We start from the raw sequence: 13,729 nt of genomic DNA, 5'->3' as shown, positions 1-13,729 counted from the left end.
CTCCGCTGACCTGGATATGAAAAGGTGGTGGATTCAGCGATCGCTGGCGTCGGGATAAAAGCGCTCGCCGCTGGTCGCCATCTCCTTGAGTCGCGCCGTCGGCGCATACAGCGCCCCCAGTTCGCCGGAAAGCCGCTCGGCCACTGCCACGAATTCGGCCACGCCCATGGCGTCGATGTAGCGCAGCGCGCCGCCACGGAACGGCGGAAAACCGATGCCGTAGATCAACGCCATGTCGGCCTCGGCCGGCGAACCGACGATGCCATCCTCCAGGCAGCGAACCGTCTCCATGCAAAGCGGCACCATCATCCGCGCGATGATCTCGTCGTCGGACAGCTCACGCGTCTCGCGGACGACTTCCGCCACCAGCCGGTGCGCCTGGTCATCATGAACCTTCTTCGGCTTGCCCTTCTTGTCTTCTTCGTAGACGTAAAAGCCCTTGCCGTTCTTCTGACCGAGGCGCTGGTTGTCGAGCATGATCTGAATGGCTGACTTGCCGTCATGGGCCATCCGATCGGGGAAGCCTTCCGCCATCACTTCACTGGCGTGAACGGCCGTGTCGATGCCCACCACATCGAGCAGGTACGCCGGGCCCATCGGCCAGCCGAAGCGCTCCATCAGCCTGTCGGCACGCTCGAAGTCGACGCCATGTTCGACCAGGCCGCTGAACCCGCCGAAGTAGGGAAACAGGACACGATTGACCAGAAAGCCCGGGCAGTCGTTGACCACGATCGGCGTCTTGCCCATCTGGCGGGCGTAGGCGACGGTCGCGGCGACCGCGGCATCGGATGTCCGGGTGCCACGAATGACCTCGACCAGCGGCATCCTGTGCACCGGGTTGAAGAAGTGCATCCCGCAGAAATTCTCGGGCCGTTTGAGATTGGCCGCCAGCCGATCGATGGAGATCGTCGAGGTGTTGGATGCCAGGATGGTGTCATCAGCGACGTTGGCTTCGACTTCGCTGAGCACCGCTCCCTTGATTTTGGGGTTCTCGACCACGGCTTCGACCACCAGATCGACCTGGCCGAAATCGCCATAGGAGAGGGTCGGACGAATGTTGCCGAGCACTTCCGCCATTTTCGTCTGGCTGAGCTTGCCGCGCTCGAGCTGCTTGGTCAGCAGTTTGCGGGCTTCCTTCAAGCCCAGCTCGATCGCCTCCGACTTGATGTCCTTCATCAGAATCGGGGTGCCCTTGTAGGCGCTCTGGTAGGCGATACCCCCGCCCATGATGCCGGCTCCCAGCACCGCGGTCTGCTCGACCGGCTTACCATCCTTCTCGTACTGCTTGGCTTTCTTCTTGACCGCCTGATCGTTCAGGAACAGACCGACCAGATTGTAGCAGACGTCGGTCTTGGCAAGCTTGGCGAAAGCCTGAGCTTCGATCGCCTGGGCACGCTCGCGCCCTTCGCCCGCGCCTTTCTGAATGACGCGGATGGCTTCGATCGGCGCCGGATAATGCGGCCCTGCCTTGCCAGCCACGTAACCCTTGGCCGTTTCGAACGCCATCATCTGCTCGACGGCGTTGAGCTTCAGCGGAGAGCCCTTCTCGACCCGGCGGGCACGATAGTCGAAATCTCCGGCGTTGGCCTTGTTGAGCATGTCGCGGGCGGCCGCCACCAGCGTCTGCTGCGGTACCACGGCGTCGACGGCACCGACCTTGAAGGCCGTCTCGGCATCGTTCTGGGTACCCCCGGCAATCCATTCGATGGCGTTGTCGGCACCGATCAGGCGCGGCAACCTGACGCAACCGCCCCAGCCCGGCACGATCCCCAGCTTGGTCTCCGGCAGCCCGATCTGAGCGCTGTCCGCCATCACGCGAAAATCCGTGCTCAGACTGAGCTCGCAGCCGCCGCCGAGCGCCAGTCCATTGAGCGCGGTAACGGTGGGGAACGGCAGATCCTCGATGCGGTTGAAGAGCGCGTGAATGCGCATGTTCATGTCGATCAGGTACGCTTCATCCTTGGCGAACATGGCGTGGAACTCGGTGATATCGGCACCGACAATGAACACGTCCTTGGCACTGGCAATGATCAGCCCCTTGAGGCCGGTCTCATTTTCCAATGTCTCGATGGCGCTCGACAATTCACCGATGACCGAAGCGGAAAGCTTGTTGATCGCTTCATCCTTGAGGTCGAGCGTCAGGAGCGCAAGATCGTCGTCCTGTCGCTCGACCCGAATGGCATCGCCTTGATAGAGCATGGGGGGTCTCCGTGCCATGGCTACAAAGAACGCCCCGCGATGACTCCGGCGGGACGAATCATACGACTGTTTGAATATGGCAGAGCTTGCGGGGCTACCGGGGTCTCGTCAAGCTCAACCAAAGTCTCGATCCTGCACTGCCAGCGCTGTTCCCGCCAGCGTAAACCCACCATCGCGACCGAGCCGGCTTGTTGGCGTCGCGCAGAGCGGCGCTTCACCGCTAGAATGGCCGCGATTCGATGACTGGAGACACGGCGATCATTACGCTGTTTTACGGTCTCTCGTCTTTCACGCAATTTCGTCTTTCACGCAATTTCGTCTTTCACGTAAGGAGCCTGGCCCGTGGCCGAGAAGCACCCCGCGATTCCTGCGAAACTCGCTTGGCTCGAGCCCACCGTCGCACGCTTGCGCCGCTATCACTGGCTCTGGCCACCGATCGCCTTCGTACTGGGTCTGCTGGGCTTCTTTCTGGTCAATCGACAGCAGTGGCTGGGTGGCGTACTGGCGCTGGGGCTGGTGCTGACCTGGGTTTTGTTGATCGTCGAAAGTATCGCCAGCAAATGGTTGTCGCGGCGAGGCCGAAATGTCGCTCTGCCTCGGGCGGCGGCAACCTTCATCGCCCAGATGGTCCACCAGGAGACGCTGTTCTTCTGCCTGCCGTTCTTTCTCGCCACCACCATCTGGACGAGCGGCCAAGCGCTGTTTACCGGGCTGCTCATCGCCTGCTCGATCCTGGCAATCCTGGATCCCGTGTATTTCGGGTTATCCAACCGTCACCGCTGGCTCTACTTCCTGCTCCATGCGCTGTGCGTCTTCGTGGTCATGCTGGTGACACTACCGATCATGCTGAGCCTGACCACCGGCGAAAGTCTGATCCTGTCGATACTGGCCATGATGTTCTTCAGCCTGCCCAGTGTCATCGGTCTGTTGAAACCTGCCGGCATCACCCGCTGGCTGGCGATGATCGGTCTGCTGATGGTGCTGGGCGGGACTGCCTGGAGTGCACGAACCTGGATTCCGCCGGCCACGCTATGGTTGTCCGGGAGCGCGCTTTCGCCGAGCTTCGACACCGCGGCACGTCAGCCAAGGGGGAGCATGACGCTGACACCGCAGGCACTCGAGTCTCGCGGGCTCTTCGTCTACACCGCCATTCGCGCGCCGCGTGGGCTGCGCGAAAAGATCTATCACGTATGGCGCCATGACGACGCAGTGGTGGAACGTATTGCGCTGGTCATCCGTGGCGGTCGTGATGAGGGCTACCGCGCCTGGACTCACAAGCAGAATTTCTCCGGCGAAGTGGCGGGACGCTGGCAGGTGGACGTGGTGACGCAGACTGGCCAGCGTATCGGAAGCATCCGTTTTACCGTTTCCGATGACGCCAGTGCCACGCTGGCGGACGGCAATATCCAGCGCCCACCGGGCATTCCGGGATGGAATATTCGCCATCTATTAGGAAGCGGTAAAGAAAAGGGCGACTAATCGCCAATCATTGCGGCTTGCATTATCCTGCGCCGCTTTGGAGAATGTTAGGACGTTCACGATTCAGGTAATCCGCTATGGCACAGCATATCGGCTTTAAACTGGCACGCCTGCCACGACTCTGGCGCGCTGTCATCGATGAACGCTTGGCGCCGCTGGGGTTGACCCAGACGCGCTGGGTGACGCTCTGGAACCTGCGAAACATGGGCGGGGGGCAGGCGCAGTGCGACCTGGCGCGAGCCATCGGCGTCGAAGCGCCCTCGCTGGTCCGTACATTGGATCAGCTCGCCGAGCAGAATCTGATCGAGCGCCGCCCCTGCGCCGAGGATCGGCGCACCAAACGGCTGCATCTGACCAACGATGCGACGCCCTTGCTCGAGAAGATCGAGGAAATCGTCAATGAAGTCCGCGAAGAGATGCTCGGCGGGTTCACGCAGCAGGAAATCGATACCTTCGAAAGCATGCTGGATCGCATCGAGCGAAATGGTATGGACCTTCAGCGCCAGAGCGAGCAAGCCAAGGCCAGCTGATCACGGCCAGGTTCGTGCTTCAGTGGTTATTCTTACGCACGCCACTTACATACGGCGCTCTCGTGCGGCACTCACGCACCCCAGGGAGGGTGGTGCGGAATGCCTGCAACGAACTCGTCGTTCCTCAACGCGACCTGTACCTCCACCGCGATTGCCGCCTGGATCGCGACTCGCCCCCTAAAGGGCGCCCGCTGCCCTTTCAGGACGCTCCCCGCCTCAGGGTTTCTCGAGAGCCCTGACACTCAACGCGGACTGACAGGCACTTCTGCACGTCTGCCACTCCCGGCCAGCGTATCGCGCATGGCGAGCCAGCTTGCCCAATCCTGCTGGAAACGCTCGAGGCCCATTGCCTCCTGCCACCAGACGCACAGCGTATGCTTGCCCGACTCGACGATCAAAGCGTCTGCCGGCAAGCGATCCAGCCACTGCTCGAGAGCTTCCCGCCGTTCGGCATCCAGAGACGGCAACGGGGCCTGCCGCCAGCGCCACTGGTCCGTCGCCGCTTCCAGCGCTCCACTGGCGACTTCATTGCGGACCAGGGTGAAATCGCTGCCCGACGCCGTACCGGGATAGCGCAGCCGATACCCCATCAGCGCGATGTTCGGCATCGCCATCGGCGCCTTGGTGAAGTTCAGCTCGCCGCCATTGGCCTTGACGTAGCGCCGCAGCTGCCCGCGGGTTGCTTCGCACCGACTGGGGCGTAACCACACCATCGGTGACAGGATCAACAGTACTGCCACCGACAGAAAACCCAGCAACGCCATAGTGTCTCTACTCCTTTTGCGGCCGAAGGCTCTGCCGTCTGAGAGCCCTGCATTACGACCAAGGTATGAACCTTTATTCTACCGATTGACGGTTACATTGCGTTGCGTCGTGAAGATGCATGGTTGATGATCGTGGCGCGCCTGACCGCAGGCCGTTGATGAAAAGAGCGTTGTGCCGTTCATGAGGCGCGCTTACAGTTATCCATGTTCATTCGCCGAACGGGGGATTACCCGATGAGCAACGAATACCATCACGTGCTGGTTGCCGTGGATCTGACCAAGGATTCGCACAAGGTCCTGGAGCGGGCGATTCCCATCGCACGTCGGAACCAGGCCAAGCTCTCGATCATCCATACGCTGGAGCCCCTCGGGTTCGCTTACGGCGGAGATATCCCGATGGATCTTACGAGCATCCAGGACCAGCTCGACGAACATGCGACACAGCGACTGGCCGATATTTCCGACCCTTACGATATCCCCCGTGAAGACCAGCATATCGTGGTGGGAATGCCGGATACCGAAATTCAGCGTTTCGCCAAGGACCAGAATGTCGACCTGATCGTCGTCGGCTCTCATGGTCGGCACGGCTTTGCCCTGCTGCTGGGATCGACCTCGACCGGCGTGCTGCATGGTGCCGAGTGCGATGTCCTGGCGGTTCGCGTCGGCAAGGACGGAGAGACCGAGGAATAACCCCTCAAGCTGGCTTCCTGTCCGCCTTGGGAAGGACAGGAAGCCAGCGACGACCTCGCGGATGCTAACCCTCGCCTTCGGCCATTGCCTCCAGCTCCATCCAGCGCTCCATCGCCCGGTCCAGCTTGGCTTGGGTTTCCGACAACGCGTCGATCGCAGCGGCGACGGTCTCGCTGTCCTGTTGATAGAAATCCGGCGCGCCCATCTGACTTTCGTAGGTTGCGATCTGGCTTTCCAGCGACTCGATCGTCGCCGGTAACGTATCCAGCTCACGCTGCAGCTTGTAGGACAGCTTCTGACGGCGCTTGTCGACATCGTTCTTCGCTGGCTGGGTCGATGCCGCCTGCCGTTCGGCCAGTTTTTCCTGTGCCTTGCGCGCTTCGGCCAACTCCCATGGCGCAGGCGGCAAGCGTCCACCCTGCCGCACCCAGTCGGTATATCCGCCGACGTAGCTCCGGACGATGCCGTCACCCTCGAACGCCAGTACGTCGGTGACCACGTTGTCCATGAATGCCCGGTCATGCGAGACCAGCAGCAAGGTGCCCTCGAAATCGATCAGCAGCTCTTCCAGCAGCTCCAGAGTCTCTACGTCGAGATCGTTGGTCGGCTCATCGAGTACCAGCACATTGGCGGGTTGCGTGAACAGTTTGGCCAGCAGCAAGCGATTGGACTCGCCGCCGGACAGCGCCTTGACCGGCTGGCGGGCGCGTTCGGGCGTGAACAGGAAATCCTGCAGATAGCTGATGACGTGCTTGTCCTTGCCCGCAACGGTGACCTTGTCGCTGCCCTGGGCCACGTTGTCGTAGACGCTCTTGTTCAACTCGAGCCCGGCGCGTAGCTGGTCGAAATAGGCGACCGAAAGATTGGTCCCCATCTGCACGCTGCCTTCACTCGGCGCGAGTTCTCCCAGCAGAATTTTGAGCAGTGTGGTCTTGCCGGCGCCATTGCGCCCGATCAGACCGATACGATCGCCGCGCTGAATCTCCAGGGAGAGATCACGGATGATGCAGGCGTCCGCGTAGTACTGCGTGACGTCTTTCAGCTCGACGACGCGCTTGCCGCTACGCTCGCCGCCGTCCACCTGGAACGAGGCCTTGCCCTGGCGCTCGCGTCGCTGGGAGCGTTCACTGCGCATCTTCTCCAGCGCTCGCACGCGCCCTTCGTTACGCGTCCGGCGGGCCTTGATGCCCTGCCGGATCCAGGTCTCTTCCTGGGCCAGTTTCTTGTCGAACTCGGCACGCTCACGCGCTTCGACCTCGAGTTCATGGGCCTTCTGCGCCTGATAGGTCGGATAATCGCCGGGATAGCGGCCCAGGCGTCCGCGGTCGAGTTCGAGGATCGCCGTCGCCAGCTTGGAGAGAAAGGCACGGTCGTGAGTAATGAACAGCACGGCACCATCGAACGCCAGCAGCTGCTCTTCGAGCCAGGTGATGGTGTCGATATCGAGATGGTTGGTCGGCTCATCAAGTAGCAACAGGTCGGGGCCGGCAACCATGGCCCTCGCCAGCGCCACTCGCCGACGCCAGCCGCCGGACAAACCACTCATCATCGCGTCGGCGGGCAGCCCCAGCCGGGTCAGCACCGTATCGATACGTTGGTGGAACGACCAGCCATCCTGCGATTCCAGCCGTGTCTGCAGCGTCTCCAGACGTCGCATGTCGGGATCGGCCGACGCTACCAGGCGATGATACTCGGCCAGCAGCGCCCCGGTCTCGGGAAGCCCCTGAGCAACGACTTCGAAGATCGTTGCCTCATCCGCGTCCGGCAGCGTCTGCTCGAGGACACCAATCTTGAGCCCCGGGGCCCGCCAGATATGGCCATCGTCGGCCTGATTTTCGCCCGCGATCAATTTCATCAAGGTCGACTTGCCGGTGCCGTTGCGCCCGACCAGCGCCAGGCGCTCGCCCTTCTCGATCACCAGATCGGCGCCGTCGAAAAGCGTATGATGCCCGTAGGCGAGTTGCAGTTGTTCAAGGCGTAGCAGAGCCACGTAGGACCTCGCGTTCGTGAGTCTTCGAAATAACTGACGGTATGGCGTGCAGAACCTGTACCGTGCTGACACGTGTCTTGGCGACACTGGATATTGTGGACACTGATCCTGTCGAACCATTGTCGAGCCGAACGTGTTTCCTGTGCGGCATTGTACCTTGTCAGCCCACTCTCGCCGAAATGGATTGGACTGCGCTTCGCCCCGACGCTTCGGCGCTTTACAATGTGCTCCGACTTTTTTCCTCGAATGAAAGGAGTGCCGCGTGAGCGACACGCCCCAGCACGAATCTATTCACGGCGACTCTCCTCTACCGGAGGCGCTGCGCATCACATCGCCGGCACCGCTGGTGGACATCGGCGCCAATCTGACCCATGAAAGCTTTGCCCAGGATCTCGAAGCCACGCTGGCTCGGGCGGCAGATGCCAACGTCCGGTCCCTGGTGGTTACCGGCGCCGATCTCGAAGGGGCGACACGGGCAGCCGAACTGGCGACGCGGTTTGCGAGTCTACATGCGACGGCCGGTCTGCATCCTCACCATGCATCCGACTGGAACCTGGATCTGGAACATGCCATGCGCGAACTGCACCAGCAGAAAGTCGTGGTCGCCGTGGGGGAATGCGGGCTCGATTTTCATCGTGACTTTTCACCTCGCGCGGATCAGGAGCGCGCCTTGGAAGCGCAACTGGCTCTGGCAGCGGAAACCGGCTTGCCCGTGTTTCTGCATGAGCGTGACGCGGGGCGCCGGATGCTGGAGATGCTGCACGAGTGGCGCGATCGACTGAGCGACGCCGTCGTGCACTGTTTCACCGGTGATCGCGCAACGCTTCACGGCTACCTGGACCTGGATCTGCACATCGGCCAGACCGGCTGGCTGAGCGACGAACGCCGAGGCCATCATCTTCGCGAATTCGTCGCAGATATCCCCGTCGAGCGTTTGATGGTGGAAACCGACTGCCCCTACCTGCTGCCAAGAAATCTGCCGGCGAAAATCAAGGGACGCCGCCACGAGCCGGCTCTGCTACCTTGGATAGTGAGAGAACTGGCTTACTGGCGCGGCGAAAGCGAAGCCGAGCTGGCACAACAAACCACGCTCACGGCCAAGCGTTTCTTTCGGCTCGAGGAGGACGCTGGCAAATGACGGACTATCCGGGATTCATCGCAATAGAAACGGGCGGCGACAATTCGCTGCCATTGGCCATCGCCTGGGCGCTGCCCAACGGCCAGATCAAGAACACCCTGATTCAGCCTGACGACGAATGGCTGAAAGATGAGCTGCTGTCGCTCGGCGGTTATGATCTCGACGAGCTCCGCCATCTCGGAATCAGTCCGCTGGACGTTATCCGAGAGCTGGAAAACGATCACTTCAGCGAGACGCTCTACACCGCCGGCGTTCAGGACGATGAAGCGGCGCTGTCGTTGATGTTCGATGACTTCGGCGTCGATCCATTCGTGGAGTTGGCCCCGGCGGCGAATCTCTATCCCGAGCTCGATGCCGGCGAATGGTCCCGCGCCCGCAGCGAGCTCTTCGGCGAAATGGGTCTCGAGCCCATGCGTCCGGAGCATGAAGTTCAGGTCATGCTGTATCTACATCAGCGGCTCGTGCAGCAGGACGAGTAGCGCTACCCGCCTCGAGCCGTCGCCGCCCGGCGGCGACGGCTTTCTCGAGTGCTTGGCCTGTCGAATCACCTTCTGTCGCATCGCCCTTTGTCACACCACCCTTTGTCGAATCACCCTCTGTCGCGTAGAAAACCTCCAGCGCGTCGATGAGCGCCTGCGCTCGCAATGGTATGCCTTCGCTGCGATAGCGCCTCGCGCGCGCGGCCACTTTCACGCTGAATGCTCGGCGGTCCACCTCGACACCATCGAGATTGTCGACGCTGACCTGAAACGGCTTGCCACAGGCCTCGCTGAATAGCGACTCGAGTGCCTGAGGCGCAATTTCGACACGTTCGAAATCCGCCTGACGCCCGGCGTCTCGTCCGTCCGGTTCATACCAGTAGCCATAATCCTCCTGCTGCCGACGTGACTCGCCGGCAATACACCAGTGGCTGACCTCGTGCAGCGCACTGGCGAAAAAGCCGTGGGCAAACACGATGCGGTGAAACGCGTGTTCGGCATCGGCCGGCAGGTAGATAGGTTCGTCGCCACCGATAACCAGCCGCGTGCGATAGCTGGGCGCGAACACGCCGTCGAACAGGGCAATTAGGTCTTCGATATCGTGAGTCATCAACATCTCCGAAAATGCGACGGAGTATACGTAAGTTCAGGGGTCTCGCCGAGCGCCGGCTCTCGACTCCTGCTAGAATCGCCGCCCTGTCCGTTCGGTCAAGGAGCGCTTCATGTCGTCGACCGCCAACCGGCTTCACCGCTGCCGGGTAGAAACCCGTAGCCTGGTGCGCCTGGCCCTGCCGATCTGCGGTGCGCAATTGGCACAGGCCGGCATGAGCGCGTCGGACGTCATCATGTCCGGTCGAGCGAGCGCCACCGATCTGGCGGCGGTTTCCGTCGGTGCCAGTCTGTGGGTACCGCTGATGCTGTTGATGACGGGCACCCTCATGGGCGTCACGCCCATCGTGGCCCAGCAAGCGGGCGCCGGACGCTTCGATCAAGTCCGCGGCAAGGTTCATCAAGCGCTGTGGGTCGCGCTGGTCCTGGGCTGTCTCAGTGCTCTGGCGATGACGCTGGGGGCCAAGGCCATTTTTCAATTGATGGAGATTCCGGCCGAGGTCGCGAGCCTCGCAACCGACTATCTCAAGGCAGTGGCCTTCGGGATTCCGGCCGTCGCGTTCTACCAGGCCCTCCGGGCGTTCTCCGACGGCATGCACCACACCCGGCCTTCGCTGTGGATGAGCTTGGTGGGCCTTGCGGTCAATATCCCCGGCAATTTCCTGTTGATCTATGGCGGTCCCGGCCTGGTCGGCCTGTTTGGCAGCGAGACGCCTCTCTTCCTGCAGCAGCTGCCCGCCCTGGGTGCGTTTGGCTGCGGGATCGCAACCGCCGTCTCGATGTGGGCCATGTGCCTGGGCATGGTCTGGTACACGACTCGCAGCCGCGCCTACGCGCCGGTGGTGCTGTGGGAAGCACCGACGCCGCCGCGCTGGCGAGATATTGCCGAGCTCACGTATATCGGTCTGCCGATTGGCCTGGCCATTTTCTTCGAAGTCACGCTGTTCACCGTGATCACCCTGCTCGTCGCCTATCTCGGCGAAATCACGGTAGCCGCCCACCAGATTGCACTCAATGTGACTTCGATCCTGTTCATGCTGCCGCTGTCGCTGAGCATGGCGCTGACCGTTCGAGTGAGCAACCGACTGGGCGCCGGCAATCTTGCCGAAGCCCGTTTCGTTGCCTGGAACGGTACCGGCGTGGGTTTTGTCCTGGCCCTGCTCAATAGCGCGCTGATCTGGCTATTGGCGAAGCCCGTCGTAACACTCTATACGGGGAATATTGAGGTCCAGACCCTGGCGATGTCGTTAATTCTACTGGCGATGCTGTTCCAGATTTCGGATTCGCTTCAGGTCAATCTCGCTGGCGCTCTACGGGGTTACAAGGACACCCGCGTGGTCATGGGGATCACGCTTTTTTCTTACTGGTTCGTTGGCCTGGGCTGCGGCCATCTAATCGGCCGCGGCCTGGACGGCATGTTCGACGCCCTCGGCATCTATGGATACTGGATCGGCCTCAACGCCGGTCTGACATCAGCGGCAACGCTTCTGGCCTGGCGGCTCTGGCGCGTCAGTCGGCGCTGCCAGGCAAAAAGCGCAAATTATCACTAATGAGATCGCCCGAGGGCTTAACAGGTCCTTTGTGGCTATGCTAATACTGGCAGCAGGCCTCAAGCCGAGACAATGCCGACCAGGAGGGTAGTCATGGGCGTCCCACTTTCCCCTCGATCTGCGCAGATCATTGATCTGGAAACCATGAGGCACCGGCTGAGAGCCAGGAAGCGGTTGGTCCGGCTATCGCCCGAACTCGATGGTCTGGAAATGCTTTACTATCTCGGCTCGGACCCCGATACGCTCTATGGCATGCCATTGCTGGCGTGGGGTTTGCGTGAGGATAACGAGGTCGTCGGCCTGGTGCCGTGGATGGAGTCGTTGGCGCCCTGTCATGAGCTGGACGATCCTGAATACGGTCACTTCGTAGGCTATCGGGATCCCGAGACTCATGAAATATTCCATGATGCCCCCGAGCACAAGATCGCCGAGCTGGAACACGCGGCGGCGTACTTCGATTATGAAGAGACTGAGGACATCTCGTTGACGCAGCAGTTGCCTGAGACCCAGGGCACTCACGCGCTCTGTATGGACGAAGACGGCCGGCCCTGGCAGCTCAAGCAGATCTTCGGCTGGTATCTCTACAGCAACGGCAACGTCGATGCGATGCTGGTCGATGACGCTCAGGTCACGACACTGCCGGTTCTGGCCGGCGACGACTGTCTCTACCCTGGGCGCAGCCGACACCGCACGCTTTACTTCTTTCAGCGCAATATCGCCAATGGAATCCGAAACGAAGATCCGGATACTCTCGAGGCGCTGGCGCTGATGGTCGCAACGGGTAATTGATCCCGACGGACAGCCGCTATTTCATCCTAACTGGATGCGATAGCGGTACTCCGCGCCCTCCTGAGTCTGCTCGATCAACTCGTGACCCAGGAAATGGCAGAACTGGGGGATATCGCGTGTGGTAGCAGGATCCGTCGCGATGACATTCAGGATATCGCCGGCGGCCATGTCACGAACCTTGTTGTGCATCAGCATGATCGGCTCCGGGCAATAGAGCCCGCGAGTATCCAGGGTCTCGCCCTGCGGGGTTGCAGTATCGTTCATGGTAGCCTCGCACAATCCATCGTCTTGATCCGTTCTGTCTATCCATCCAGACGAACATGGACGGTAACTTCTTCACGATCATGATACAGATGACGACAGGCAATGGTAGCCGCCACGCCATGCGCCTTCAGCGTCACCTCGAGTCGCGTCAGGCAACGTCTTACCTCTTCCCAGCGCTTCTTCATCGGCAACTTCAGATTGAAGATCGCTTCACGGCACCAGCGCTTGATCAGCCACCGCTCGACCATGTCGATCACGCGCATGGGTTTGTCGACGATGTCACAGACCAGCCAGTCCAGGCGATAAGGTGGCTCCCAGACGAAGCCATCCTCACGCAGATGTTCGACTTGACCCGTCGCCATCAATGCCGGCGCCATGGGTCCGTTATCGATGGCGTAGACGAACATTCCTCGACGCACCAACTGATAAGTCCAGCCACCCGGTGCGGCACCCAGGTCCACGGCCTGCATGCCATTGTGCAGGCGTGAGTCCCAGGCATCCTTGGGTACGAAAGTATGCCACGCCTCCTCGAGCTTCAGCGTCGAGCGGCTAGGAGCATCATGGGGATGACGAAGACGCAGTACGCCGCCCGGATGTTCGCTGCGATTACCCGGAAAACTCATTCCGATCTGAACCGAGTCACCAGATAGCCAAAAAAGATGTAGCCGACGGCCACCGGCCTTACGGCGCAAACCGCCACCTCGCTTCAGAGCGCTTTCCAGAGGGCGACTCAGGGATTTGGCCAGACGCCCCAGACTCTTGCCGTCATTGGTGTCGGGCGTTTCGTGCCAGATCGATTCGAAATTCCAGCCACTCTCGTTGACCTGTGCGACGATCGCGGAAATGCGATCATCACGCGAAAGATGTAGTGGCGCGAATGCCACTAACGATTGCCGCGCGAAGACCAGTGACATCAAAGGTAGTGCACGATGAATGCCATTAGCCGGTTGGGATTCGTCGCTCTGCCAGCGAACGAAGCCGCTATCAGGATCAGCCGCCACGACTTCACCAGACTGATCCACTTCGTGCGCGCGCGCACTGACTTCAGCAGCCAGGTCGGGCTCGAAACCCGCTCGACAATATAACAGCCATTCGTTGGGCACTTGATTCACAATCGCCTCGCTGTGCTGGCATTCATCTATTGAAAAACCGATATAAAAAAACCCCAGCCTGTTGGCTGGGGTTTCGGATAGATGCCTGACGATGATTGGGGCGGCCATCCGTGGGCCGGCACTCCGGGACTCTCCA

13 protein-coding genes are annotated in these 13,729 nt (G+C 60.9%); 7 read left to right on the top strand and 6 right to left on the bottom strand.

The annotated features are described in order from the left end of the window. Nucleotides 1–33: 33 nt before the first annotated feature. Nucleotides 34–2,199: a fatty acid oxidation complex subunit alpha FadB gene (gene fadB / locus DOM58_RS02195; RefSeq protein WP_110691614.1), complete on the bottom strand. Its 2,166-nt coding sequence runs from the start codon at nt 2,197–2,199 to the stop codon at nt 34–36. Between the two features lie 342 nt (nt 2,200–2,541). On the opposite strand from fadB, the gene DOM58_RS02190 reads away from it, so the two are divergent. After that, nucleotides 2,542–3,678 carry a DUF5924 family protein gene (locus DOM58_RS02190; RefSeq protein WP_110691613.1) on the top strand — a complete coding sequence of 379 codons (1,137 nt, stop codon included), beginning with the start codon at nt 2,542–2,544 and terminating at the stop codon, nt 3,676–3,678. A 77-nt stretch (nt 3,679–3,755) separates the two neighbouring features. Then, nucleotides 3,756–4,208, top strand: a complete 453-nt coding sequence (gene slyA / locus DOM58_RS02185; RefSeq protein WP_075563723.1) for a transcriptional regulator SlyA — start codon at nt 3,756–3,758, stop codon at nt 4,206–4,208. Between the two features lie 242 nt (nt 4,209–4,450). On the opposite strand, the gene DOM58_RS02180 is transcribed toward slyA, so the two are convergent. Next, the gene (locus DOM58_RS02180; protein ID WP_110691612.1) at nt 4,451–4,972 is read right to left on the bottom strand and encodes a preprotein translocase subunit YajC; all 522 of its coding nucleotides are present in this window, start codon (nt 4,970–4,972) and stop codon (nt 4,451–4,453) included. A gap of 234 nt (nt 4,973–5,206) precedes the next feature. Here DOM58_RS02180 and DOM58_RS02175 point away from each other — a divergent pair, with 234 nt between their 5' ends. Further along, the gene (locus DOM58_RS02175; RefSeq protein ID WP_075563724.1) at nt 5,207–5,662 is read left to right on the top strand and encodes a universal stress protein; all 456 of its coding nucleotides are present in this window, start codon (nt 5,207–5,209) and stop codon (nt 5,660–5,662) included. Nucleotides 5,663–5,726: 64 nt separating this feature from the next. Here the strand turns inward: DOM58_RS02175 and DOM58_RS02170 are convergent, their stop codons facing one another. Next, the gene (locus tag DOM58_RS02170) at nt 5,727–7,652 is read right to left on the bottom strand and encodes an ATP-binding cassette domain-containing protein (RefSeq protein ID WP_110691611.1); all 1,926 of its coding nucleotides are present in this window, start codon (nt 7,650–7,652) and stop codon (nt 5,727–5,729) included. A 262-nt stretch (nt 7,653–7,914) separates the two neighbouring features. On the opposite strand from DOM58_RS02170, the gene DOM58_RS02165 reads away from it, so the two are divergent. Continuing rightward, nucleotides 7,915–8,790: a TatD family hydrolase gene (locus DOM58_RS02165; RefSeq protein WP_245392115.1), complete on the top strand. Its 876-nt coding sequence runs from the start codon at nt 7,915–7,917 to the stop codon at nt 8,788–8,790. Continuing rightward, nucleotides 8,787–9,269 (top strand): hypothetical protein, encoded by a 483-nt coding sequence (locus DOM58_RS02160; protein ID WP_075563727.1) that lies wholly within the window; start codon nt 8,787–8,789, stop codon nt 9,267–9,269. Before DOM58_RS02165 ends, DOM58_RS02160 begins: the two co-directional genes overlap by 4 nt. Here DOM58_RS02160 and DOM58_RS02155 read toward each other — a convergent pair. Next, nucleotides 9,226–9,879, bottom strand: coding sequence for an elongation factor P hydroxylase (locus DOM58_RS02155; protein WP_110691610.1), 654 nt, complete (start codon nt 9,877–9,879; stop codon nt 9,226–9,228). The genes DOM58_RS02160 and DOM58_RS02155 overlap by 44 nt on opposite strands. 112 nt (nt 9,880–9,991) lie before the next feature. Here DOM58_RS02155 and DOM58_RS02150 point away from each other — a divergent pair, with 112 nt between their 5' ends. Together DOM58_RS02150 and DOM58_RS02145 are read left to right on the top strand one after the other, a co-directional pair. Further along, nucleotides 9,992–11,428 (top strand): MATE family efflux transporter, encoded by a 1,437-nt coding sequence (locus DOM58_RS02150; protein WP_110691609.1) that lies wholly within the window; start codon nt 9,992–9,994, stop codon nt 11,426–11,428. A gap of 93 nt (nt 11,429–11,521) precedes the next feature. Then, on the top strand, nt 11,522–12,217 hold the full coding sequence (locus DOM58_RS02145) for a hypothetical protein (protein ID WP_110691608.1): 696 nt from the start codon (nt 11,522–11,524) through the stop codon (nt 12,215–12,217). A gap of 21 nt (nt 12,218–12,238) precedes the next feature. On the opposite strand, the gene tusA is transcribed toward DOM58_RS02145, so the two are convergent. Further along, the gene (gene tusA, locus DOM58_RS02140) at nt 12,239–12,481 is read right to left on the bottom strand and encodes a sulfurtransferase TusA (protein WP_110691607.1); all 243 of its coding nucleotides are present in this window, start codon (nt 12,479–12,481) and stop codon (nt 12,239–12,241) included. A 38-nt stretch (nt 12,482–12,519) separates the two neighbouring features. Further along, nucleotides 12,520–13,701 carry a 23S rRNA (cytidine(2498)-2'-O)-methyltransferase RlmM gene (rlmM, locus tag DOM58_RS02135; RefSeq protein WP_110691606.1) on the bottom strand — a complete coding sequence of 394 codons (1,182 nt, stop codon included), beginning with the start codon at nt 13,699–13,701 and terminating at the stop codon, nt 12,520–12,522. Nucleotides 13,702–13,729 lie beyond the last annotated feature (28 nt).

The organism is Salinicola halophyticus (assembly GCF_003206695.1).
Classification (GTDB): Bacteria; Pseudomonadota; Gammaproteobacteria; order Pseudomonadales; family Halomonadaceae; genus Salinicola; species Salinicola halophyticus.
Note: the sequence above shows the minus strand (reverse complement) of the source record. Positions and strands in the feature narration are given on the sequence as shown.